General features: G+C 55.2%; 21 protein-coding genes. 17 read left to right on the top strand and 4 right to left on the bottom strand.

What is annotated here, in order from left to right:
- Positions 1–3 precede the first annotated feature (3 nt).
- A complete protein-coding gene (locus tag G7Y44_RS07755; RefSeq protein WP_165248842.1) occupies positions 4–1,524 on the bottom strand; it encodes a vWA domain-containing protein in 1,521 nt (506 codons plus the stop codon).
- A gap of 188 nt (positions 1,525–1,712) precedes the next feature.
- Between G7Y44_RS07755 and G7Y44_RS07750 the strand changes: the two genes are divergently transcribed.
- Positions 1,713–3,782 (top strand): leucine-rich repeat protein, encoded by a 2,070-nt coding sequence (locus G7Y44_RS07750; RefSeq protein ID WP_165248840.1) that lies wholly within the window; start codon positions 1,713–1,715, stop codon positions 3,780–3,782.
- Between the two features lie 294 nt (positions 3,783–4,076).
- Here G7Y44_RS07750 and G7Y44_RS07745 read toward each other — a convergent pair whose 3' ends face one another.
- The 3 genes from G7Y44_RS07745 to G7Y44_RS07735 all read right to left on the bottom strand — a co-directional run bounded on the left by G7Y44_RS07745 (position 4,077) and on the right by G7Y44_RS07735 (position 7,112).
- Positions 4,077–5,711: an FAD-dependent oxidoreductase gene (locus G7Y44_RS07745; protein WP_165248838.1), complete on the bottom strand. Its 1,635-nt coding sequence runs from the start codon at positions 5,709–5,711 to the stop codon at positions 4,077–4,079.
- 146 nt (positions 5,712–5,857) lie between these two features.
- Positions 5,858–6,763, bottom strand: a complete 906-nt coding sequence (locus G7Y44_RS07740) for a MarR family transcriptional regulator (RefSeq protein WP_165248836.1) — start codon at positions 6,761–6,763, stop codon at positions 5,858–5,860.
- A 28-nt stretch (positions 6,764–6,791) separates the two neighbouring features.
- Positions 6,792–7,112, bottom strand: a complete 321-nt coding sequence (locus tag G7Y44_RS07735; protein ID WP_165248834.1) for a type II toxin-antitoxin system HicB family antitoxin — start codon at positions 7,110–7,112, stop codon at positions 6,792–6,794.
- A 465-nt stretch (positions 7,113–7,577) separates the two neighbouring features.
- On the opposite strand from G7Y44_RS07735, the gene G7Y44_RS07725 reads away from it, so the two are divergent.
- The 16 genes from G7Y44_RS07725 to G7Y44_RS07650 all read left to right on the top strand — a co-directional run bounded on the left by G7Y44_RS07725 (position 7,578) and on the right by G7Y44_RS07650 (position 23,279).
- On the top strand, positions 7,578–9,077 hold the full coding sequence (locus G7Y44_RS07725) for a Fic family protein (RefSeq protein ID WP_165248830.1): 1,500 nt from the start codon (positions 7,578–7,580) through the stop codon (positions 9,075–9,077).
- 1 nt (position 9,078) lies between these two features.
- Positions 9,079–10,851 (top strand): DNA repair protein RecN, encoded by a 1,773-nt coding sequence (locus tag G7Y44_RS07720; protein ID WP_165248828.1) that lies wholly within the window; start codon positions 9,079–9,081, stop codon positions 10,849–10,851.
- A 431-nt stretch (positions 10,852–11,282) separates the two neighbouring features.
- Positions 11,283–11,855: a hypothetical protein gene (locus G7Y44_RS07715; RefSeq protein WP_165248826.1), complete on the top strand. Its 573-nt coding sequence runs from the start codon at positions 11,283–11,285 to the stop codon at positions 11,853–11,855.
- A 40-nt stretch (positions 11,856–11,895) separates the two neighbouring features.
- Positions 11,896–12,732 (top strand): energy-coupling factor ABC transporter ATP-binding protein, encoded by an 837-nt coding sequence (locus G7Y44_RS07710; protein WP_165248824.1) that lies wholly within the window; start codon positions 11,896–11,898, stop codon positions 12,730–12,732.
- Positions 12,729–13,715, top strand: coding sequence for an energy-coupling factor ABC transporter ATP-binding protein (locus tag G7Y44_RS07705; RefSeq protein WP_206214432.1), 987 nt, complete (start codon positions 12,729–12,731; stop codon positions 13,713–13,715). Before G7Y44_RS07710 ends, G7Y44_RS07705 begins: the two co-directional genes overlap by 4 nt.
- 1 nt (position 13,716) lies before the next feature.
- Positions 13,717–14,475, top strand: coding sequence for an energy-coupling factor transporter transmembrane component T family protein (locus G7Y44_RS07700; RefSeq protein WP_165248822.1), 759 nt, complete (start codon positions 13,717–13,719; stop codon positions 14,473–14,475).
- Between the two features lie 57 nt (positions 14,476–14,532).
- Positions 14,533–15,507, top strand: coding sequence for a LysR family transcriptional regulator (locus G7Y44_RS07695; RefSeq protein ID WP_165248820.1), 975 nt, complete (start codon positions 14,533–14,535; stop codon positions 15,505–15,507).
- 3 nt (positions 15,508–15,510) lie between these two features.
- On the top strand, positions 15,511–16,419 hold the full coding sequence (locus G7Y44_RS07690) for a LysR family transcriptional regulator (protein ID WP_165248818.1): 909 nt from the start codon (positions 15,511–15,513) through the stop codon (positions 16,417–16,419).
- Positions 16,420–16,652: 233 nt separating this feature from the next.
- Entirely contained in the window at positions 16,653–17,324 is a 672-nt protein-coding gene (locus G7Y44_RS07685) for a DUF4234 domain-containing protein (RefSeq protein ID WP_165248816.1), read from the top strand.
- Between the two features lie 6 nt (positions 17,325–17,330).
- Positions 17,331–17,843, top strand: a complete 513-nt coding sequence (locus G7Y44_RS07680; RefSeq protein WP_206214431.1) for a DUF2752 domain-containing protein — start codon at positions 17,331–17,333, stop codon at positions 17,841–17,843.
- A gap of 206 nt (positions 17,844–18,049) precedes the next feature.
- Positions 18,050–18,766 carry a UMP kinase gene (pyrH, locus tag G7Y44_RS07675; protein WP_165045026.1) on the top strand — a complete coding sequence of 239 codons (717 nt, stop codon included), beginning with the start codon at positions 18,050–18,052 and terminating at the stop codon, positions 18,764–18,766.
- Positions 18,767–18,875: 109 nt separating this feature from the next.
- Complete coding sequence (frr, locus tag G7Y44_RS07670; RefSeq protein ID WP_165045028.1) at positions 18,876–19,433, top strand: ribosome recycling factor; 558 nt, start codon at positions 18,876–18,878, stop codon at positions 19,431–19,433.
- A 405-nt stretch (positions 19,434–19,838) separates the two neighbouring features.
- On the top strand, positions 19,839–20,618 hold the full coding sequence (locus tag G7Y44_RS07665) for an isoprenyl transferase (RefSeq protein ID WP_165248814.1): 780 nt from the start codon (positions 19,839–19,841) through the stop codon (positions 20,616–20,618).
- A 1-nt stretch (position 20,619) separates the two neighbouring features.
- The gene (locus G7Y44_RS07660) at positions 20,620–21,522 is read left to right on the top strand and encodes a phosphatidate cytidylyltransferase (RefSeq protein ID WP_165248812.1); all 903 of its coding nucleotides are present in this window, start codon (positions 20,620–20,622) and stop codon (positions 21,520–21,522) included.
- Between the two features lie 98 nt (positions 21,523–21,620).
- Positions 21,621–22,892 (top strand): 1-deoxy-D-xylulose-5-phosphate reductoisomerase, encoded by a 1,272-nt coding sequence (dxr, locus tag G7Y44_RS07655; protein WP_165248810.1) that lies wholly within the window; start codon positions 21,621–21,623, stop codon positions 22,890–22,892.
- A 36-nt stretch (positions 22,893–22,928) separates the two neighbouring features.
- Complete coding sequence (locus G7Y44_RS07650; RefSeq protein ID WP_165045036.1) at positions 22,929–23,279, top strand: winged helix-turn-helix domain-containing protein; 351 nt, start codon at positions 22,929–22,931, stop codon at positions 23,277–23,279.
- The last annotated feature ends 283 nt before the right edge of the window (positions 23,280–23,562 follow it).

Here is a 23,562-nt window from a genome sequence, read left to right as displayed (position 1 = left end):
CTGTTAATCCTCCACGATCGCGGTTTCTTCTAATACCACCTTCATGGCCCACGTGGGCACAGTAACGTCGTCCGATGTTTCTTCCACAAACACGAAAGCGGCGTCGAAGTCGGGCTTTCGCGCGGGGAAGGTTCCCTGTCCGTCGGTGAAGTAAATGAGCCCGCCTAGGTTGGGAAGGTCGCCTCGTTCGACAGCGGCCTCTACGAACTCGAACACCGGGCGGAAGTCGGTCCCGCCTAGGCCGTGTATCTGCAGGCCATCGAGGTAATCGTTCAAGTCGTCCACGTTTGTTAAGTGTGCTACGTGTGTGATGGCAGCGTCGCATTGTACGATGTAGACGTTGATGTCGGTGAAGAAGCCGGTTTCCTGGGATAGGATGGTGTAAGTCTTCTCCACGAACTTTCGCACGAGTCCGTCTTTCGTGGACGCCGAGGTGTCGATAGCTATAACAAAGTCGCGGATACGCTTTTCCTCGGTGTACTCGAGTGGCTCGATGAGCGGTAAGTTGCCGTAGCGGGAAAGGCCGTAGCAGTAGTACACGTAGTCGAACTCGTCGTTGTTCACGCGGATATGCTCACCCATGCGTGCGAACTTGCGCAGAAATACGCGGTAATCCTGCTTCTCACGTGTTACGTGGCGCAGGTTCATGGACAGATTTGAGCCCGAAACACCCCACTGTTTGGCATAAGAGTCTAGCTGCACGCCCAGTTCATAGGCGGCTTCCTTCCATTGGAATGCCGATCGGTCTAAGTTGATGGTGTTGCCGAAGGGACGCTCCATCGCCTGGGACATAATCTCGGGCGCTTCTTTCTGCACGATGTCATCTTTGATCTTGGCACGATGCGAGGTGTGCGTGCTTTTAGGTGGTGTGGCGTCTTCGGGAACGTCGAAAAGTGTGCCGCTTTCCGCAGCCGAGGTAGCAACCGCCCCGCGCTCACCCGAGCCTTCCTCGCGCAGGCCCGACTTGCCGTCGGTTTTCGTGCTTTCGGCGGTGATCAGGCGATACCACACATCGTGGTCGTCCATGAAGAACGGAGCGCGCATTTCGGCCAATTCATCGGCGGAAAGGGACTGGTCAACTAGCCAGCGATACACGGTTTCGGCGGTCATGCGGGGCACCGACGCCGCAATGCGTGCGAGCGTGGCCGCTTGTTGCTCCGAGCGCGTGGTGTGCACGGAGGGCAGGTTAAGTTCGGTGATAGCGTGCTCAACCACAATGTCACAGGCGACATCCCAACAGTTCTGGTCAAGCGCGCTGCCCGAAAACGGATGCAAAAACACGTTGTGTAGCGTGACATGCATCAGCAGGCGGGCGATACGCTCCGGCTCGTCGGCGTACGTTCGCGCTAAGGTTGCGGGGTCGTAGCGCAGATAGGTGCCATCGGTTGCGAACGTGCTGTGCGGAATGGCGAGCGGGTGCAGGAATGAGAACGCCGAGTTCATGAACCGTAAGTTCACAAGTAGGGCGTTCTTCGAGAGATCGAGCGCATCTCGCGCGAGCTCATCGACAGATCCGGCAGTCACGGCCTCTCCTAACGCTGACGGGATAAATATGCGAAGGCAGACGTTGTTCGCTTGCCTTCGCAGCCAATTGAAGTGTAGCATTCGCAGGATGGGCGGTAAATGAACGCGTGTAGTTTTTTGTTGTGTTCGAATGCGGTTTGAATGTGGTCCGAATGCAGTCGGATGAAAGCGACGGAAGAGGTGTGGTTATGGTTCAAGCGAGTTCGCTGGTGTTTTGCGACAAAACAACACCAATTGACGACTTGGTTGAAGAGCTGTGTGCGTTGCAAGTGAACCTTGACGCTGACCAGGTGAGTATCGAACGCGCTGCGCATTCCGTGGAAGGTGAGGTGTGGTCGCCGCAGCTTTTGCCGTACGACGATTGGACGAAGCATCAGGATATCGAGACGAAGGTCTTGCGCATCGAGGGGCAGGACGACGCATACAACGAAGGGCTGCTCGCATGGGGTCGCTTGGAATTCATCGACGACGACCTGCGCGAAAAACTGATTGCACAGGCACGCGAGAAGGGCGACTCCGAGGCGTTGGCCGCCGCCGTGGTGAAGCGGCGTGTGTTCGATGGCGACGATGACCTGCGTGGTGCTATCTCGGTGCGACAAGATACCGACGGCTACGTGCTGGTGGGTATCGACATTCGCCGGTACGCTCAGGCGCTCGGCTCTACCGACAACCTGATTGTGGTGCTGCCTGCTACTGTTGATGGCGTGCCTATTGTGCGTATCGCGCAGGAGGCGTTCGTTCGCCGCTTGGTACAGGGTGTCGATGTGCGGCTGCTCGTGGTGCCACATACGGTGCGCCGCATTGGGGGCGATGCGTTCGCGGCCCTGTCGTGCCGTCACGTTCACTTGGGGGCAAGCGTAGAAACTGGTGGCGACCAAGCGTGTGATATGGCCGGCGTACACCCGCGCCTGGTAAGCCGCACGTACACGGTTGACGAACACAATCCGGCTTACGCCGCACGTGACGGCAGCTTGTACTCGAAGGACGGCGAGACGTTGCTGCTGTTCGCGCCACCCTACGAGCAACGCTGCGCCATTCCCGAAGGCGTGCGCCGTATAGGCTCGGCGGCGTTCTGCGCGGGTTGCGATGAGCCGTTGTTTGTGCTGGCACCGGAAACGCTCGAGAAGGTCGATTCGAAGGCGTGGCGCGATGCCGTGTGGGTGTGCCCGCCTGCGTCGACAGTCCGCGAAAAACTCAAAAGCAGAGGCGTTCGTTTGGCTAGCGAAAACGTTGTCGAGCATGATGGGTGCTGGTACGACTTCGACGAGCAAGGAGCAGTGCTCGTTGCCGGTCCGCCTGCTCCGAAGTCGGCGTCTGCGCGGTTTGCGGCGCAAGCATTCGCGTTCGGGAAGAGTGGCGGTGCGAAGGCGGGCGGCGCTGCGGGTGGTGCGGGCACTTCGGACGCATCGACGGCTGGTGCCGCAGGTGAGCGAGTGTCGGGCACCGTAGGCTCTGGTGGTGCAGCTGTGTCAACGCGTACGACGCTGGTGTTGCCGCGCGAGATTGAGAGTCGTCCGCTTGTTCGCATTGGTGTGCGCGCGCTGCCGACTGCTCCCGAAACGCTGGTCATTCCCTCGAGCGTGAAGGTTATCGAGCAAGAAAATGCGTGTTTGGGCACGAAGCGCCTCACGCTGTCCGACGGAGTGCGCAGCATTGGGGCCCACAGCTTCCGCTCGCGTACGTTAGAGCCCCCGGTACTTATTCCTGCCAGCGTCGAATCGGTGGGTGAGGGATGCTTCGAGTATGCGGTGTGCCGCTTGGCAGCAAATGGTGCTGTTGTGCATGTGCCTGCCGACCAGCTGCTCAGCTGCTTTATTGAGTGCACACAGAGGGAAGGCGCCGAAGTTGGTGTGCGTGGCGCAGGCGATAGTTCTTCTTCGACAGGTGCCCTGTTCGATTTTGCCCGCTACGACCAGGTGCTGCTGTCGGGCAAGAATATTCCTGATCGGCTGGGCGCGCTGCTTCATCGGTTGGCGCATCCAGAAGGGCTTGCTCCTGCGACCAAGCAGACACTCGTGTCGCAGGCGCGCGCCAAAGGGCGTGACGCGCTGCAGTACGTAGCACGCGAGGGTAACATCGACATGGTAGCTGCACTGCTTGAGGCAGGTTTTATCAACGACGAAAACTTCGACCGACAGATTGAGCTATTGCGCGCGTGCAACCGTACCGACTGCGTGATGTTCCTTATGGAACGCCATCGCAAACAAGAGGAACAAGCCGGCAAACCGAAATCAGCCCGCGCCCGCTTCGCACTGTAACGCAAAAGCCGAAACCAACGGTTCGCTATCCGCTGTTGGTTTCGGCTTGATGCTCGAGAGAAGATTATTGTTCGAAAGAAGTAAGTGAGTTTGCTGTCGATGAGTAATCTCACTACGGCAAAGTCTAACAGCATGAGAGCCGTATCCGCTGTTCAATGGCGAATACGGCTCTTTGCAACTGTCAAACTTGGGCTTCTAGCACAACAGAGCGAATCGTGAAAGACGCTTTTTCATGTTCCGAACTACGTTATGTGTGTACACATGGCGTAGTTCGGAACACTGCATGTTAATCCACTAGCCGATATACTCCTTGGCGCTGTTGGCGGCAACTCGACCAGTATGCACATTGTTCCCAACACAGCTACCAGGCATATTCTGAGTATAGATATTGTGCCAGAGCATGGCTCCGTCTAAACCAGCAGCGTAGAGACCCGAGATAGGCATCGAGTTTTCATTCAACACTTCAGCACGAATGTTTGTTGCAATGCTACCATCCACAACAATAAAAAGACTCGAAATCTTTGCAGCATAATAAGGCGGAGACGAAAGGGTCTTTAAGAATTCTGCGGGCTTTCCAAACTGCCCATCAAATCCCTGTTCACAAAACCCGTTGTACATGTTTAGCGCTTCAGATAGGTTGTCTTTAGGTAGGCTACACATATCGGCTAGCTCTTCGATGGTCTCGGCTTCAAACACTGACTTACCGAGCGTAGCAGCCATAGCGCTATCCAAGTATTCCTTGTCGTCGGGATTCGCTGCAAGAGTATCCACGAACTCCTGAGTGAAAAGTACGTAGCTCTCGCGATTTCCCATGCAAGTAACGGCCGGAGTGGCAACATTGAAGTTCACACCAATAGACTCATCGGTAAAGCGCATTCCGTCTTGATCGACCCACATCGCAAAACCGCAATTCACAAGCCCCATTCCGCATGCAAGCTGGCTATACGGCGGCTCTGTATCATTAGGAAATCCCTCGATAGCGCAGAATGCCTGTATGGATGCGTTATTTAGATTGCTCTTACAACCTGCCGACCGGGCCATATTGTATCCATCACCAGAAACGGTAGGAACGCACATGACCTGCATTTCCTCAATCATCGACTGAGGCATCCCGGTGAGAGGGAGCAATTCGGCGTTCGCGCCAATACCACCGGAGCAGAGAATAACAGCTTTTGCATTCACCTGGATATTCTTGCCTTCTTCGTCTTGTGCAAATACACCCTTGGCAGTATCCTCCTCGAAGATCAGTGCGGTGGCAGGAGTAGAAAAACGGAACTCTGCACCGTTTTTTTCAGCTGCTGTTTGCATCTGCGGCACATAGCCCACAGCTCCAGCATCACCCTTCCACCAGTGCATGGTCTCGTAGAGACCTGTGTGATAATTATCAACAACTCCGCTAAACTCAACCCCATTGGTTTTAAGCCACTCGATATTATCTGCAGAGTTACTAACAAGGTCGTACCAGAGAGCTCCACTCGATCGCCATTGAGACTCTTCCAGCTCGGTGCGAATGATGTCGGCAGGCTCTATTTCAATGCCAAGATCCTTCTGAATCGCCGAATCTACACCGAAAATACCTTCAGTACCAACCCCATTACCGCCTGCCTCTGAGCCCTTTTCGAGAACAAGGGTCTTGAGTCCATTTTCAGAAGCTTGAACAGCAGCAGATAGTCCGGAAATACCCGCTCCAACAACCACGACATCCACGTCAATAGTTTCATCAATTGTAGTTGGGGCACTCACTTCTGCCGCTTGATCCTCGTTAGCTGAATCTGACGAATTGGTATCGCTCGCAGATCCCCCACCTGCAGTACACCCCGACAGGCTTCCCGCAGCAACGATTCCGAGGGCCGCAGCACCCGTCAGAAAGCTACGACGAGATACATGCATGAGAGACTCTGGTCTCATTTTGCCAGCCTGAAACACCATGATAAACTCCCTTCCTTAAGGCCTTATTGCCTTGGGGCGAATTCTAGAAAAGGAGTTTTGTTCGATCTATGGTTATTTCGATAAGACGATAAGCACACTATCCGCTGTTCCCAACGGCGTTGTTTTACTCCATCGCTGTAACTTGTTTAGCCCTGCGGCTCAATTCGCCTTTTATGAAAGGTTGAATACATCTTCAGATAGTACTCGTTGATGAGAATAACAGCTTCATCAGATAAGGCCAGATGGCTTCTTTGTGTCATTTGGGTGAGTTCAAAGAAAACATGTCCGGCTTTAATTTGACCTTCTCTTGTCGGACGGAGAACGCCTCTGCGTCCATCATCGTCATCGGGAAGCTCTATCATAAGCCCCCTCTCATATAAGTTCATTTTCGCCTGAGACATGCTTGCTTTTGATATATTCAATAAGTCAGCCAGATCTCCTGAAGTAGCCTTGCCGAGCTCACAAAGCGAGACGAGTACTCGATAATCCGTGAGTGTCATTGCGCCTTCTCTCTGAACTATTTCTGAAGCTCTTTCCGTAAAATACCGCCAAAAGAGAAAGTGCTCGACATCGAAAAGAGCCTTCCTGTTTTGCCTGTTGTCAAATGCAGGCACGTTAAACCCTCGTAGCATCACCACATTCTCTTTCATTGCCTGCTTTGGTTCCTCAAACAAATCGCTATCTATTGTCTCTAGAAAAGTCTCAACGAGAAGTTTTTCCACAAAGCGGTAAGCATCATTTACCTGTTGAACGCCACCATGTGTCAAACAGAAGAACGACTCACGCCGATCGTCAAAACCTCTGCTGCGCATTACTGATCCTTTGTCTTCAAGACGGCGCAACGCCAAAGAAACTGTTTTCTGCTGAAGAAGTAGATACCGAGCAATTGACTGAGTGTCAACAGGCCTATCAATTCCCTGTAACGTATAGAGAAGAGCGAAGTCATTGTACGAGAGACCGAAGTTCTCCTTTAAAGCCGCAGTAGTGATTCGAACATGGTCTACCATCACACTAAGCATCTGTCGGGAAAAAAGAATACGTTCATTCTTCATCTGATAATCCCCTATGATCGGTGTTTCCTTATATCCGTGACACGAGCAACTGGTTGACGGATACGTGCTGCTCGGCAGCTTCCATCGCTACGCGACGATGTTGCTCAGGTGACATGCGCAGCGGATAACGCCCCGTGTAGCGCTTCGAACCCAGTGGGCGGGGCGGTTCTTCGCCCTGTTCCTTCATATCAACCAAAACGTTGTGCACGAGTCCAACCATGCCAAAGAAGGCCTGGTCTTGCGTATCTTCGACGCAAGACAGGCTCGGAAACTCGGCGACCGTTGCAACAAACGCACCGTCTTCTTCTGACCAGAACACCCGGTACGTGTACTCCTGCGCATTAGCCATGATGCGACTCCATCCTCTCGACTGCGGTCAGCAGCTGTTTCGCCTGGTACGGCGGCGCACCCCTTATCTTTAGATAATATCAAATACAATATCAAATTGAAAGACAACAGAATGCATGCTATCAAGAAGATGCTTTGCTTTAGTCTCATAAATGCGCCTTTATAGCTTGTTGCTTCTAATGATCACCAAACAAAACACCGGCGCTTTTCTAACGCAAGCCTTGCGAAAATCCGAAAAAACCTTACACGAATCCTCGTATAGTAAAACAACCTGGTCAAGATGGGTATTTACGGCTAGCGGCCGGTTGACAGACACGTGTTGCTCGGCAGCTTCCATTACTACGCGACGATGTTGTTCGGGCGAGATGGGTGAGATACCTGTCTGTGGAGATACGTTTCCCCAAATACTATTAGGCACTATGAGATAATATGCGAACTCATGCTATTCCGTCGAAGAAGTGATGCTATGAATCTGGGACGCGAAACAGAGTTTATTGAATTCAAAAAATCAACAGCCGAGCTCAAAGAGGGTATGGCTTCTCTTGCTGCAATCCTTACCAAGCATGGATCGGGGACGCTTTACTTCGGCGTAAGGAACAATGGAGAAGTATGTGGCCAGCAGGTTTCCGATTCGACACTGCGCGCTATCAGTCAAGCGGTTGGGAACTACATTCGACCGACTGTATATCCTCTGATCGTCAGAGAAACAACTGATGATGGTCTCGAGTATGTTCGAGTTAGCTTTGCGGGGGACGACGGTCCGTATGCATGTGATGGACGTTATCGAATTCGCGTAGCTGACGAGGACGTTTTGATGTCCCCTGAAGAAGTTCGTCTGCGTTCTGCCAAAGCAGGATTACGAAGGCATCCATGGGATGAGCGGGTCTCCGACAAGAATGCTAATGACGTTGACCAGATGGCATTACGTGCGTTCGTGAAGCGCGGCAATGATAAAGGTCGCATTGTTGAGGAATATGATGATGCGACAAAGGTGCTCGAGCGCTTAGGGCTTCTAGAAGATGGTCGGCTTCTGAATGCGGGTGCTGCCCTTTTCTGCCCGTCAGGTCGAATCGATTTGAAAATGGGTATTTTAGAATCGCATACGCGAACGGAGATCCTCGATCTTCAGCAAGAAGAAGGGCTTGTGTTCGATTTAGTTCGCAAGGCGGAGATTTACATTATGAACAATACGCGTCGTCGTCTTGTGATTAAAGGGGGAAAACCTCGCGAAGATGTACCGGAGATTCCTCGAAAAGCTGTCCATGAGGCGTTGATGAACGCATATGCACATAGAGATTGGTTTGATGGCGGAAGTGTTGTTGTCGATATTTATTATGATTCGGTTGAGATAATCAGCCCAGGCTGGTTTATTGATGGACAAGATCCCAACGATCACTTGAGTGGTGCAAGCGTGTCGTCGAAAACCAGGAATGGCCTGATTACGAAAACACTCTACCGTTCTGGGGACATTGAGGCGTATGGGTCGGGAATCCCTCGCATCAAAGAGCTCTGTGACGAAGCAGGCATTCGTGTCGAGTACGTTCGAGTTGCTGAAGGTACAAAACTTGTGTTCCATCGGAATCCGCTCTTTGAGAACATCTTAGAGGAAAAGCCCCAGACCCCCCAAGAAGGATCCCAGACCCCCCAAGAAGGATCCCAGACCCCCCAAGAAGGATCCCAGACCCCCCAAGAAGGATCCCAGACCCCCCAAGAAACCTTCGCTCAGAGCTTGTCTTCGTATGATTCAGCCATTGTGGCAGCACTTGCGGGAGGTCCTCTGGGTCGCAATAGCCTGCTTGCGGCACTTGGTCTTTCAGATAGAAAAAACCTGCGCGAACGCTACATTGTTCCGGCGTTGAAAAAAGGCCTGATCGAGCTTGAGATTCCCGACAAGCCGAAGAGTAAAAACCAGCGGTATCGCCTTACGGCACGAGGCAATGCTGCATTGAGAAGCTGGGAGGGTTAACGTGATCGATGAGATTCAGGTGGAAAACCTCGCGCTTATCCGCTCGGCGGCGTTGTGTCCGGCGCGTGGTATGACAGTAGTCACGGGTGAAACAGGTGCGGGCAAGACGGCGCTGTTGTCGGCATGTAAGCTGCTCATGGGTGCGCGTGCCGACAAAGACGCAGTGCGCGATGGTGAAAGCGCGCTGCGGGTGAGCGGGCGATTCTATTTCAACGCTCAACCGGGAGATTCTGCTTCGTTTGAGGAGTCTGCGCATGTGCCTGCTGTCGGCGCAGTGGCTGCCGACCCTGAGGGTTTTGGCGGCGAACCTGTCGAAGTTGCTCGTGAGAGTCTTCTTGAATATGTTGGCCCCGATGCGTCTGATTCCGTGGAGCTTGTTGCCGTACGCAGCGTGACTGCGGATGGTCGTTCTCGCGTGAGCATTGACGGACATATGGCGAGTGTTGGTGAGCTTGCGCGCTGTATTGCCCCGCGTATCGATTTATGCGGCCAGCATGAGCACCAGCAACTCATGAAGTCTGCATCGCACCTTCGCTTGCTCGACGCATGGGCGGGTGACGAGGTTGCGACGGCAAGACAGGCGTACGCTGAGGCGTTTTCTCAGGCGGAGCATGCAGCGGCAAACCTTGCCCGCGTGCTTGAGGCCCGAGAATCTTCGTCAGCAAAACTCGATGAGGCGCGTTTTGTGCTGAAACGTATGGAAGCTGTTCGCCCCGAAGCAGGGGAATACGACGCGCTTGCCACATCGCTTAGCAAGGCGGAGCACGCCGAAACCTTGGCGGTTGCCGCGAATGCGGCGCATGAGTCGCTCGCAGGCGAAGGGGGCGCACTTGACGGGCTGAATGCCGCTGTGGCTGCACTTGATCAGGCGTCGTGCTATGACGAATCACTGGCCGCGTATGCTGAGTCACTTCGCGAGGCGGGCTACGTGCTTGAAGACGTAGCGCGCGACGCACGCGCCTATCGCGATGACATCGAGTTTGATGAAGCGCAGCTTCGCGCACAGCAGGAGCGTATGTCTGAGTTGCAAGGCTTGCTGCGCGCGTACGGGCCGCGCATGGAGGATGTGATTGATGCATGGGAGCGCGCGGCTGAGGTGGTATCTCTTGTGGACGACGCTTCCGAGCGTGAACGCGCTGCCCGTGCGGCGCTTGATCAGGCCGAATCCGAGCTTGCATGTGCGGCTGCGGTGCTTGGTGATGTGCGGACGGAAGCAGCCCCGCGTTTCGCCCGCGCCGTTACGGCACAGATGGCTCGTTTGGAGATGGGTGGCTCGCAGCTCGTATGCGATGTGTCGCCGCTGCCTCGTGAGCAGTGGACACGTGCAGGTGCGCATTCCGTTGAGTTCCTGTTTCGCCCAGGTGACGGCATGCAGGCCCGTCCACTTGCGCGCATTGCGTCGGGTGGCGAGGTGAGTCGCGTGATGCTGGCTGTAAAGGTGGTGCTCGGCGATCGCGACGAGGTTGACACGCTCGTATTCGATGAAGTTGATGCCGGTGTGGGCGGCTCAACCGCTGTCGCACTTGCTGACGTGCTGGCTGATCTGGCGCGCACGCATCAGGTGATTGTGGTCACGCATCTTGCTCAGGTCGCGGTACGGGGTGATACCCATTACGTGGTTCGCAAGATTGAAGGAGCCGATGGTCTTCCCGAAACCGACCTGTGCTGCCTTGGCGTTGACGAACGGCCAGCCGAAATAGCCCGCATGCTTTCAGGCGAAGCAACCGACGTCTCGCTTGCCCACGCTCGTGAACTGCTGGCTGCAGCTCGCTAGAAAAAGCGCTAGAAAAAGTACCTTGCGCGGCTCGTTTTGCTGTGTTAGAGTTTCGGCCACAACTTAATACCTTTGAAACCGATGAGGCGAAGGTTAAACCATCATAAGCGCTCACAGAGAGCGGGTGCAGCTGAGATTCCCGCAGAAATGCTGGATGGCAAATGGATCGCCGAGGGAAAGGGGAAAAGTTGGAGCCTCCAAGCGCGTTGCGGAGCGGTTCCGGCTGAGTATCTGGACCGTGAGCCTGCGTTAAAGGCAGAGCGGGTGATGGCTCGCTCATGAGAGGGCCCGAAAGGGTCAAGCAAAGGTGGCACCGCAGGTTTGAAGACCTGTCCTTTGGAAGCGAAGGACAGGTCTTTTTTTGTGGGCAGAACGATGGGCGAAGCTGCGCGGGAAGCGCTGTAAGCGGCCAGAAGGGAAAGGTGGAAACTATGGAAAACGTTGCGCAAAAGCGAGAGATGAAAAACACTGGCAAGAAGAAGGGCTTAGACATCAGCGATCTGGTGTTAGTGGCGGTGCTGCTTGCGGCTGGTGCGGTTCTGAAGCTTGTGGTGGGCATGATGTTTCAGGGTGGCGTGAAGCCGAACTTCGTTATTGCGTCGTACTGCTTGGCGGTGCTGCTCATTCGTCCGAGCAACCCAGGTCAGGGAGCCATGTACGGTGCCATCATCGGCTTGCTTGCCGCCGCCATCTGCCAGATTCCGCTTCTGTGTGGCACACCGTTCGTAAACTTTGTGTCAGAGTTGCTCGGCGGCATCGTCATCGGTGCTATTGCGGGTTTGCCAACGCCGAAGTCGTTTGACTTCCGCCCTGCTGTGGGTACGTTTTTGGGTACGTTCGTGTCAGGTAGCGTATTCTCGGCCATCGTGGTGGTAGTAAAGAGTATGGACGTTATGGCTGGTCTGATTCAGTTCGCTCCCATTGTGGTGATTACCGCCGTCATCAACACCGTTTTGGTGCAAATTCTTATCATTCCGTTGCTGCGCGCATTGAAGCGCCAGTAGTCTTACGACAATCGGCTCCGACGTTGGGAAAGGGAAGCGCGTGATCAAGGTAAACAACTTGTCGTTCACGTATGAGCATGGAAGCGCGCCGGCGCTCAAAGATGTGACACTTCATGTAAAAAAAGGCGACTTCCTCGGAATCATTGGGGAAAGTGGTGCGGGCAAGACCACACTGACATCAGCTATCAACGGGCTTATTCCGCATCATTATCATGGTGACTACTTCGGATCGGTCGAAGTGGACGGCGTTGATACGTTCGACGCACAGCTTTCCGATCTGTCGCTTGTCATCGGCACGGTGAGTCAAGATATTGACAGCCAAATGGTGGCTGCCGTGGTCGAAGATGAGCTGCTGTTTGGACTTGAAAACTTCGGTGTGCCACACGACCAAATAGAAGGTCGCATGTTGCAGGCGCTCGAAGCGGTGGGTATTCCCGACCTGCGCAATCGGCGCATCGCGACGCTTTCCGGTGGGCAGAAGCAAAAGGTTGCCATTGCAGCAATTCTTGCTTTAAGACCCGATGTTATCTTGCTCGATGAGCCTACTGGTGAGCTCGATCCGGTGTCAAGTCGGCAGATTTTCGACGTGCTGCGCGAGCTTAACCAGCACGGCGTGACGGTTGTCGTCGTCGAACAGAAGGTTATGTTGCTGTGTGAGTACGCAGCGCGCATCGCGGTTATGGACAAAGGTCGCATCGTGCTTGAAGGGACAGTTGCCGACGTGCTGCGCCGCTATAAGGATATGGAGCGAATTGGTATCAACTGCCCTCGCGTGGCGACACTGTGCGACCGCATGACCGAACGCGGCGTTGGTGACGGACGCGTGGTGGCAACGGTCGCCGACGCTTGCAGTTACGTGAAGGAGGTGCTGTCGTGAGCCTATTCGAGAAGAAAGCCGCGCCCGCCGTGCGGACACAGGTGGCCGAGGAATCCGTAGAATCATCCTGTTCGCTTGCCGGTGTCTGCGCGCCTAGCATCGAAGGTGCAGACCAAAAACCTGTCATCGAATTCTCCGACGTGCACTTCGGATATGCAGAAGCCGAGGTGCTGCGTGGTATCAGCTTCCGCATACAGCCGGGCGAGTTTGTAGCTGTGCTCGGGCCAAACGGGACCGGCAAATCGACCATACTGCGCCTTGCCGACGGGCTACTTGCTCCAGCTTCTGGGCACGTGCGGGTATGCGGTCTCGACACTGCCGAGGCGAAGGTGAGCGATATTGCGCGCCATGTGGGCTTTCTGTTTCAAAACCCCGACCGGCAGATCTGCCAGAACACCGTTTACGACGAAGTGCTGTTTGGTTTGCGCGCGCTGCAGTGTGGTACGGCAGAGCAGCAGAAAGCGCGCGCCGACGAGGTGCTCGAGCTGTTGCACCTTGATGGAGACGCCGATCCGTTCAACCTGTCGCGTGGTCAGCGCCAAGCCGTTGCTTTGGCGGGTCTGATCGCGGTTGATCCCTGTGTGCTGCTGCTCGACGAGCCCACCACTGGGTTTGACTACAGCGAGTGCATGGAGATGATGACCCATATTAAGCGCATGAACGAAGCGGGTGCCACGGTGGTCATGGTGTGTCACGACATGGAAGTGGTACTCGATTTCGCCAGCCGAGCAATCGTGCTTGCGGAAGGTCGTGTGCTGCTCGATGGTACGCCGCGCGATGTGTTCTCCGAGCGCGATACCTTACAGCGTGCTTCGCTGATTCCGCCGCAGATCTGCGAGCTGTCAACGCAGCTGGCGAAGGATTATCCGCAGCTTGGCGGCAAGTTCTGTGCCGACGAGTTGGCGAGCGCCATCGCCACGCTCGCCGGTGGCGAAGCTGTTGCCTCATCTGGCGAAACATTCGAATGCAAGGCAGGTGAGTAGTATGGATAGCGTGTTTTCCTACATTCCAGGCGAGAGTTTTCTCCATCGGATGCATCCGCTCACCAAGTTGGTTGCAGCGTTTGCGGTGTGCGTGGGTGCAGCCGTTTGCGGTAATCACGCATACGTGCTGGCGCTCATTGTGGCACAGCTTATCGTGGCGGCAATCTGTGGCTGCTTCAAACCCTGTGCGAAGCTAGTTACCGCGCTTGGCTCGCTTGCGCTTATCGTGCTGGTGCTGCAGGTGTTGTGCGTACGTACGGGCACCCCGCTTGTCCAGGCGGGGTGGTTCATGATTACCGACGAGGGCCTGCTCAGCGGTGTGCTCGTGGTGCTCAAAGTGGTGTGCATGGTGTTGCCGCTGTCCATTGCGTTTATGACCACCCAGATCAACGACCTTACCAACGAGCTGGTGGGGAAATGGCACCTGCCGTATAAGTATGCGTTCACCGTTACCACCGCAATTCGCTTCATTCCCGTGTTCATGGATGAGATGTCGGCCATCATGGAGGCTCAGAAGGCGCGTGGTGTGCGGTTTGACACGGGCAACGTGGTGAAGCGAATTGCGCTCATGGTGCCGTTGTGCGTGCCGCTGCTCATATCGTCGGTGAAGCGTACTGACGCCATTGCTGTGGCGGCCGAGCTGCGCGGGTTCAACCTGCGCACGCGTACGAGTGCCTGGAAGAAGCACGCATTTGCTTTAGCTGATTTCATCATGATCGTGGCGTGCTTTGCTCTGTTCGTGGTGGCGATCATCCTGTAGCATAAACGCGTAGCCCGCAGGGTGTAAGAAACGCGTTGAAAGGCAGGGAATCGCGGCATGGAAGTGAGCGTGCAGAAATGCAGGGCGTTCGTGGAGACGGCGCGTTACGGCAGCTTCACGAAGGCGGCCGAACTGCTGTCGTACTCGCAATCGGGTATCAGTCGCATGGTCGGTGAGCTCGAGCGCGAATGTGGCGTGGTACTGCTCGATCGCGATCGCGCGGGCGTGCGTCTTACTTCCGACGGCGAAGAGCTGCTCGGTCCTATGCAGAAGATGTGCCGGATGTACGACGATCTGTGCATGCATATCGATCAGGTGCGCGGCATCGACACGGGTCTCATTCGCATTGGGGCCACGTCGGTGTTGTCAACTGTGTGGCTTCCCAACATCATAGGGGCATTTCGCGCCGACTACCCGGGCATTCGCTACGAGGTCGTGCAGGGTGACTACGGCGAGCTCGAAACGAAGGTGCGCGAGGGAACCCTCGACTGCGCGTTTTTGCGCCTGCCTGCGTCGGGTCGCTTTCACGAGATACCGCTGGAAAGCGAAGGGTGGGTGGCGGTGCTGCCGGAAGGACACCCGCTCGCTGAACTCGATGAGGTGCCACCCGAAGAATTGCTCGAATACCCGTTCATCTTGCCTGAGCGATTCGGTGACAAGGAAGAGAACGACGTGGTGTCAAAGGCGATCGAGCGGTGGGGGCTTACGCCCAACACCATTGCTGCCGGCTGGATCGACGACGCCGCATTGGCCATGGTCGAGCGCGGGCTGGGTGTGAGTATTATGCCCGAGATGTGCACGCGGCGAAAGGCTTTCCGTATTGTCATGCGGCCACTTGCGCATGCGCGCAGCCGCGACGTGGGCGTCATTCTGAAAAGCCTCGATGCGGCATCGGTGGCTACTCGAAAGTTTTTAGAGTACCTGCCGTACCGCAACTGCGACCGGTTTGGGGTCGACGCGGCGGCAAACGAAGCGGCGGCAGGCGGCCTGGCGGCACGCGCCGCGAGCGATGTGCGCGGGGGAGGGGAATAGTCCATGGATACCAACATCCAAAAGTATCTCGCGTTTGCAGAAACCGTACGTTACGGCAGCTTCACGAAGGCAGCCGAAATACTGTCGTATTCGCAGTCGGGCATAAGTCGTATGATCAGCGACCTTGAAAGCGAATGGAAGGTGACGTTGCTCGAACGCGATCGGTCGGGTGTTCGCCTCACCTCCGATGGCGAGGAACTGCTTCCGTATGTGCTGAGTGTATGTGAAGAGCATCGCAAGCTGCAGATGCAAGTTGACGATTTGAATGGCCTACATACGGGCTTGGTGCGCATTGGTACCATGTCCAGCATCGCAACGCATTGGTTTCCCCAGGTTATCAAGCGTTTTCAGGAAGAGTATCCACGCGTACGATTCGAGTTTGTGGTGGGCGACTATGAAGAACTCGAAGACAAGGTGGAGCAAGGTCGCGTTGAATGCGCCATATCCCGCGAGTCGACGCGGCCGGGTTTAACGTCTGAGTTTCTCCAGGAAGACGAGCTTAAGGTGCTGCTGCCGCGCGGGCATCGTCTGACCTCGCGTTCCCGTGTGCCTATTAATGAGCTGCGCAACGAACTGTTCGCGCTCACCGAGAAGGGTGATCAAGCGCTGTACAAGAAAGCGTTCGATGAGGCGGGCTTCACACCGAACACGCTGGTTACCACGTGGGACGACCTGTCGATGATGAGCATGGTGGAAAGTGGTTTGTGTGTGGGCATTCAGCCCGATTTAGTGCTGCGCCGAATGCCGTACGACATCGTAATTCGTCCGCTGGAAAACCCGGTGTTTCGCAATATATGTCTGGTGAAGCGGCAGAAGCAAACCTTGTCGCTGGCAACGAAGCGCTTCCTTGACTACCTGAACGACGTTCGTTCGTATGACGGCGCGCACGGTGGGCCGGCCCAATGTCAGTAAGCTAAACAGAGATATCACTGTATTGAAGGGACTTGTTCCGTGGCTTTTGGGTCGACGGAATTACACAACCTTCCTTTTGTATCAGATTCGTAACGGGTGCGTTTCGGCGCGGTTGTGACCGGGGTGTGCGCTATCATTGCTTTCGGTTCGGGAAGGCTGTGTTGCTTTTCAAAAGAATGTGGCGTCAAGAAGAATAACCGAGCTGAAGGCGAAGACATGATAGGAGATTGGCCATGCTGTGCCCCCATTGCGGACGTGAGAACACTCAAGAAGCTATGTACTGTGTAGGATGCGGCGCATCTTTATCAGGTGCGCAAACTAATGAGCCATCAGTGGGTCAGCCTATGCCTGTGGTTCAGCCTATGATGTCGCAGCCGGGTCAAGACGCAGTACCTTCGGGTTATCAGCAACCCTATGAACAGCCGGGTTACCAACAGCCTTACGACGCCGCCGGCTACGGGCAGCCCTATGCAGCGTATGGGCAGCCGGGCTATCAGGTTCCGCCAACTGCGATTCCGTCTGTGGCTTATGCGGTACCCACGGGGCCGTATCCGCCAGTCAACCGCAACATTGCCGTGTGCATTCTGCTGTCTATCATTACATGTGGCATCTACGGCATATACTGGATATATTGCCTGGTGAATGAGTTGAATACGGCAAGTGGTCATCCGCAGGACACCTCGGGTGGCATGGTTATCCTGTTCTCCATTCTTACGTGTGGCATCTACGGCATTTACTGGTATTACAAGGCTGGCGAGAAAGTTGCGGAAATCCGCCGTCGTCAAACGGGTGCGGCCGACAACAGCAGCGCCATCCTGTATCTGGTGTTGGCGCTGTTCGGCTTCGGTATCGTGAACGACTGTCTGATCCAAAACGAGCTGAACAACTTAGCTCCGCTTGCGTAGTACCGAATGGAAAATCAGCGCGAACTGAGCATGCCGTCACAGGGCGCACCGAGCACCTGTGGCTCCGTGCGCCCGTGTGCACCACGCGAGATAGCTGTCGCAGCGGTTGCTTCGCCTGCGAACCTTGCTTCGTCCGATCTATCCGATCGGTGCACGCGGGCCCGCCGCCTGGCAAAAGCTGCGGGTATCGCCCTTGTGGTGGGGCTTGTATACGCAGTGTTCTTTGCGGTAACTGGCATCGGGGTGCCATGTGTTTTTCATGAGCTGACGGGGTTGCTCTGCCCAGGGTGTGGGGTCAGCCGCATGTGCCTCGATCTGCTTCGACTCGATTTCGAGGCGGCGTTTCATCATAACGCCGCCATTCTGTGTTTGCTGCCAGCTGGTGCGGTGCTGGCCGCAGTTCTTGTGCGAGGCTACGTGTGTGAGGGGTCGATGCGTCTGCCTACATGGGCGAATGTGCTTGCCATCGCCATGGTGGTGGTACTGCTCGTGTTCGGTGTTGTACGCAACCTGATGTAGGTGCCGCACGTTGTCTTGTTCGGCTTTGCCTTGCTTTATCTTACGCTGTCTCATGCTTCTGCGTTCTTTTGTGTGCTCAATCTCATTTTTCCGTTTGCGTTGAATAGCTGGAAACGCCTGCGTTGTGTACGCGGGCGTTTGTTTTCGGGTACTATGTGAACGTTTATGCAACAGTTATACCAACCGGAAGACGGGAGAAGATGCCCATGTCTGAAGACTACCAATACAAGCGCGTGCTGCTGAAGCTGTCTGGCGAGGCCCTGGCGGGTGACCTCGGCTACGGAATCGACCCGAAAGTTGTCGATGACCTGGTTGATCAGATTGGGGAAGTCGTGAACGGCGGTGTGCAGCTGGCCATCGTGGTGGGCGGCGGAAACATCTTCCGTGGTCTTGCGGGATCGGCCGAGGGTATGGATCGCGCGCAGGCTGACTACATCGGCATGCTTGCAACCGTTATGAATGCACTCGCGTTACAAGACGCGTTCGAGCGTCGTGGTATCTATTCCCGCGTTCAGAGTGCCATCAACATGCAAGAGGTGTCGGAACCTTACATCCGTCGTCGTGCGCTGCGCCATATGGAAAAGGGGCGCGTGGTCATTTTGGCGGCGGGTACCGGTAACCCCTATTTCACTACCGACACCACGGCGGCACTGCGCGCGTGTGAGCTCGACGTCGATTGTCTGATGAAGGCGACGAAAGTCGACGGCGTCTACGATTCCGATCCGAAGAGCAATCCCGATGCGAAGAAATTCGATCGCATCAGTTACATGGACGTACTCAATCGCGGCCTGCATGTTATGGATGCAACGGCTACATCGCTGTGTATGGACAACAACATTCCTATGATTGTGTTCGATCTCACCGTTGCCGGCAACATTTCTCGCGCCCTCAAGGGTGAAAGCATCGGAACAACGGTAGAATAGGCGTCAAGCGCGTAAGAACCTTGTAAGAAACGCGCGGTTCGCGGTCGGTTTCGCATGCGACGCCGGAGCGGACGACCGTCTCGTCGCAAGCGGAACGAAAGGAACGGCTATGGTTGACGAAATTATGATGGATGCCGAAGAGCACATGCAGAAAACCCTCTCGTCGCTAAACGGCAATTTCTCGGCAGTACGCACTGGTCGTGCGAACGCCATGGTGCTCGATCGTATCCGAGTTGACTACTACGGCGTACCCACGCCAGTGAACCAGATGGCGGGTATCAAAACTCCCGACGCGCATATGCTGGTCATCGAACCGTGGGATAAGAGCGTGCTGAAAGCCATCGAACAGGCTATCTTGGCGAGCGACTTGGGTGTAACGCCCTCAAATGATGGTTCGGTCATTCGACTGCCGTTCCCAACGCTGACCGAAGAGCGTCGTCGTGATCTGGTGAAGCAGTGCAAGGGATACGCTGAGGATGCGCGTGTAGCCGTTCGTAACATGCGCCGCGATGCCAATTCCCGCATCGAAAAGCTCATGAAGGACGAGGGTCTTCCCGAAGACGATATGAAGCGTGCGCAAGCCGACGTTCAGAAGCTCACCGACAAGTATGTCGCCGAAATTGAAGAGGCTTTCAAGAAAAAGGAAGCCGAGGTCATGGAGATCTAAGGTTTCGCCGATCTCCGATCGCCGAAATGACTCGACGCTGCGAAGCAATCCGTTCCGTTGATCTACGATCAACGGAACAACTCGACGCTACGAAGCAATCCGTTCCGTTGATCTACGATCAACGGAACAACTCGACGCTACGAAGCAATCTGTTCCGTTGATCTACGATCAACGGAACGGGCCGATGCTGCGAAGCGTTCGGGCACTCCATCTTGCCGCTCCAAGCGCTCGTCGTGTACCTTTGGTACACTTCCTCGCACTTTCACGGCAATCTGGAGCACCTGAAACGCTTCTCGCTGACGTTACGAACGATCTGGGAGAAGTTCTCGTTTGCCAATGCTACGAACGGCGTGGGCTTCGATGCTTGTTTCGTTCTATTTAGCGCCTTGAGGTGGTGATGACGCTGTGAACAAACCGCTTGATTACATATTCCCGAATCCCCCGGTCGGGCTTAATCCAAAGGCGCTTGACATAAGCGCCATCCCGCAGCATGTTGCTGTCATCATGGACGGTAATGGCCGGTGGGCGAAAAAACGTGCGCTGAATCGCTTGCGTGGACATAAAGCCGGCATCGAAGCGGTGCGCGAAACCATTCGGTGTGCATCCGATTTGGGGGTTCGCTATCTCACCATCTACTCGTTCTCGACAGAGAACTGGAAGCGACCTGAAGAAGAGGTCGTGGGTCTTATGGACTTGTTCGCCAAAACCATGCTCGCCGAAGTCGATGGCTTGCATGAAGAGCATGTGCGCGTGATGACTATCGGTGATATGTCTATGCTGCCTGCCGAAACGCGCGAGGCGTTTGACGATGCTTGGGAAAAAACAAAGGGTAACGACGGCATGACGCTTGTGGTTGCGGTGAACTATGGCGCGCGTCAAGAGGTACTACATGCCGTGCAAGCATGTGCGCGTGATATAGCGCGCGAGTTTGCGGAAACAGGTAAGATGCCTGTCGTCACCGAAGAATTGTTTGAGCGCGGGCTCTACACTGCAGGTATTCCCGACCCCGAGTTGCTTATTCGGACATCGGGCGAGATGCGAGTGTCGAACTTTCTGTTGTGGCAGATCGCGTACTCCGAATTCGTGTGTACCGATGTGCTCTGGCCCGACTTCGATCGCTACGAATTGTTGCGGGCGCTACTCGAGTATCAACAAAGAGATCGGCGATTCGGGGCGGTGAAGTAGCATGAAGACAAAGGGGGAGGGCCGCAATGCCGCGGCGAAGATAAAAGACTACGCGTACGGCAAGACGCCCGATCGATTCAAGAACGCTTCGGATTTGCAGGTGCGGTTCCGCACGGGCTTCATCTACGTGGTGTTGTCGGTGGTGTGTTTGCTGGCGAGCGAATACACGACGCTTATCTTGCTGGCGGTTACGGCTGGCGTGTGCGCTGGTGAATTTTTCTACATGTTGCGCAAGGATGCGAAGCTTCCAAACGAGATTCTAGGCATCGCAAGTGCGGTGATGTATCCGATCGGCGTGTTTTTCTGTGGGCATAACGGAATTGCGATTGTTGCCATAGGCGAGATGATCGCGCTCCTGGTGTGGTATGTGTTCTATTCGCGGGCACGTATTGCCGACGTTAGCGTGAGCTTTTTCGGCTCGGCGTATTGTGGGCTGCTGCTGTGCGGCTTTATGGTGATTCGCATGTCCATTCCGGGCTTTTGGGGTGGCGTGCTGGCGCTGTGTGTGTTTGCTACCGTATGGGCGAATGACTCTTCAGCTTACCTCGTTGGCCGCAAGATCGGCAAGCACAAGATGGCCCCGCGTATCAGCCCGAAGAAGAGCTGGGAAGGGTTTGTTGCCGGGCTTATTGGTTCGATGGCTGCATGGTGTCTCTTCACGTTTATCCCTGGTGTCGTTATCAGTATTCCCCAAGCACTTTGCTTTGGCCTGGCGTGTGGGTGCGCGGGCGTGCTGGGCGACTTCGCTGAAAGCCGCATTAAGCGCAATGCCGGATTCAAAGACTCTGGCACCATTATGCCCGGGCATGGCGGTCTGCTCGATCGCACCGACTCGCTGTTTTTAGTGTCTACGGTTGCTGCCGTTTTGCTCGTTTTGGGAGGGTGTATTCCCAACGTTTTCTAACCACTAAAAGAAAAAGCGCAGGACTTGACCCAAAACTGCCTCCAAAGTTGTCAGATTGGGTCTCGCGTTTCTGCGCCATGAATTGAAAGGACGAAGCTATGAGGCGCATCGCTGTTTTAGGATCAACCGGATCCATTGGTGTGCAGACGCTCGATGTGGTTCGTCAACATTCCGACAAGCTGCAGGTTGTCGCTTTAGGCGCTGGTACGCGTGCGGCAGAGCTGCTTGCACAAGCGCGTGAATTCAACGTGCGGCATTTGGCGATGGGTGACGTTAGCCTGCGCGATTCCGCCATTGCTGCAGACTTGCAGCAACAAACGTGTCCGTCGCCGACGTCCGTATCGTCGCTCGTAGGCGCGCTTTCTCTACCCACACATGGGTCGCTTGGTTTTGGGGCCGATGCTGTGGTTGATCTGGTGAGGTTGCCTGAGGTTGACGTTGTGGTGAACGCGCTTGTGGGTGCGGCGGGCCTGAAGGCAAGCTACGAGACGCTGCGTGCAGGCAAGGTGCTGGCCTTGGCAAACAAGGAATCTTTGGTGGTGGGAGGCGATCTCATTATGCCGTTGGCGGCACGGGTTGACGCTGCTCGTCGTGCTGCGGGCGCATCACCTGCCGCAGGGCCAGCGGGGGCGCTCATGCCCATCGACTCAGAACATGGCGCCATCTACCAGTGCTTGCTCGGCGAAAACGCGCGCGAGGTGTCGCGGTTGTGGGTAACAGCTTCCGGTGGTCCGTTTCGAGGACGAACAAAAGATGATCTTCGCGAGATCACGCCTGCTCAAGCGCTTGCGCATCCCACGTGGAACATGGGTGCGAAAATATCTATCGACTCATCGACGCTTATGAACAAAGGGCTTGAAGTTATCGAAGCGCATCATCTGTTCAACATGCCCTACGAGCGCATTTCGGTGGTGGTGCAACCACAAAGCGCCATTCATTCCATGGTGGAGTACACCGACGGCAGCGTGAAGGCTCATTTGGGTACTACCGACATGCGAATTCCTATCCAGTTTGCGCTGAGTTATCCCGATCGGTGGGACGCACCAGTTACACCCGTTGACTTCACGAAGCTTGGGCATCTTGACTTTGCGCCTGCTGACACCAACACATTTCGCTGTTTGGCGCTGTCACGTGCGGCGGGCGAGCGCGGCGGCACGCTGCCGTGTGTTCTGAATGCGGCGAACGAGGTTGCGGTGGCAGCCTTTTTGTCGCAGCAGGGAAGCTATCTTGGAATTGCCGAATGTGTGGAAGCTGTCATGGACGCTCACGAAGCGGGAGGCGGCGGTGGCGTGCAGCGTGTGGAGAGTATCGACCAGCTGTTGGAAATCGATGCCTGGGCGCGTGAGGTTGCGGCAGGCATGGTAAGATAACACGGTCGAAGCGCGAAGGATAGGCGAGGATTCCGCATGAACAAGTTGGCAACCCTTGAACCCCAAATCAAACTGTCTATCGTTTCCATTGGGGAGGATGGCGACAAGGTTATGTTCGGTCCAGGTGTGGCTGAACTTTGTCGGGGTGTGCGCGACCTTGGGTCGCTGAATGCTGCCGCGAAGAGCATGCGTATGGCGTACAGCAAGGCCTGGCGTATTATGGGCGAAACCGAAGAAGCGCTTGGTATGCCTCTTATCATTCGCGATGGTGCGCGCGGCAGCGTGCTTACTGATGATGGTACTACGCTGCTTGACGCTTATGACAGCTTGAAGGCGGATCTACATCGTTATGCGGCTCTGAAGTACGCGGAGGCTGTTGCCGACTGACAGGTGGCGCGAACAAGCTTGCGATCGCTTGCGTGATCGCGCGTTGGGGCGAACCGCATAGAACGCGGTCGCCCTCTTTTTTGCAGATTGATATGACTGCGCTTGGTAGTAGTTCACAACGTGAGCTAACGTGAACAAGGGCGGTAGGTGAACTGGGTTATGGAGAAGTCTCATCCAACTCATACATCATCATTCTTGAATGAGCATTCTTGTTACCAGGCATAATGCAACACCTCATCCATTTTGCATGAGGAAAAAAGTTCAAAAAATCGTGAATTTCATC

Source organism: Adlercreutzia sp. ZJ141, assembly GCF_011038965.1.
Classification (GTDB): domain Bacteria; phylum Actinomycetota; class Coriobacteriia; order Coriobacteriales; family Eggerthellaceae; genus ZJ141.
This window is presented reverse-complemented; position numbering and strand designations above follow the sequence as displayed.

Excerpts from the sequence above, each read along its gene's own strand:
- G7Y44_RS07750 (WP_165248840.1), top strand. The coding sequence starts at position 1,713 with ATGGTTCAAGCGAGTTCGCTGGTGTTTTGCGACAAAACAACACCAATT.
- G7Y44_RS07745 (WP_165248838.1), bottom strand. The coding sequence starts at position 5,711 with ATGGTGTTTCAGGCTGGCAAAATGAGACCAGAGTCTCTCATGCATGTA.
- G7Y44_RS07740 (WP_165248836.1), bottom strand. The coding sequence starts at position 6,763 with ATGAAGAATGAACGTATTCTTTTTTCCCGACAGATGCTTAGTGTGATG.
- G7Y44_RS07735 (WP_165248834.1), bottom strand. The coding sequence starts at position 7,112 with ATGGCTAATGCGCAGGAGTACACGTACCGGGTGTTCTGGTCAGAAGAA.
- G7Y44_RS07725 (WP_165248830.1), top strand. The coding sequence starts at position 7,578 with ATGAATCTGGGACGCGAAACAGAGTTTATTGAATTCAAAAAATCAACA.
- G7Y44_RS07715 (WP_165248826.1), top strand. The coding sequence starts at position 11,283 with ATGGAAAACGTTGCGCAAAAGCGAGAGATGAAAAACACTGGCAAGAAG.
- G7Y44_RS07700 (WP_165248822.1), top strand. The coding sequence starts at position 13,717 with ATGGATAGCGTGTTTTCCTACATTCCAGGCGAGAGTTTTCTCCATCGG.
- G7Y44_RS07695 (WP_165248820.1), top strand. The coding sequence starts at position 14,533 with ATGGAAGTGAGCGTGCAGAAATGCAGGGCGTTCGTGGAGACGGCGCGT.
- G7Y44_RS07690 (WP_165248818.1), top strand. The coding sequence starts at position 15,511 with ATGGATACCAACATCCAAAAGTATCTCGCGTTTGCAGAAACCGTACGT.
- G7Y44_RS07685 (WP_165248816.1), top strand. The coding sequence starts at position 16,653 with ATGCTGTGCCCCCATTGCGGACGTGAGAACACTCAAGAAGCTATGTAC.
- G7Y44_RS07680 (WP_206214431.1), top strand. The coding sequence starts at position 17,331 with ATGGAAAATCAGCGCGAACTGAGCATGCCGTCACAGGGCGCACCGAGC.
- pyrH (WP_165045026.1), top strand. The coding sequence starts at position 18,050 with ATGTCTGAAGACTACCAATACAAGCGCGTGCTGCTGAAGCTGTCTGGC.
- frr (WP_165045028.1), top strand. The coding sequence starts at position 18,876 with ATGGTTGACGAAATTATGATGGATGCCGAAGAGCACATGCAGAAAACC.
- G7Y44_RS07660 (WP_165248812.1), top strand. The coding sequence starts at position 20,620 with ATGAAGACAAAGGGGGAGGGCCGCAATGCCGCGGCGAAGATAAAAGAC.
- dxr (WP_165248810.1), top strand. The coding sequence starts at position 21,621 with ATGAGGCGCATCGCTGTTTTAGGATCAACCGGATCCATTGGTGTGCAG.
- G7Y44_RS07650 (WP_165045036.1), top strand. The coding sequence starts at position 22,929 with ATGAACAAGTTGGCAACCCTTGAACCCCAAATCAAACTGTCTATCGTT.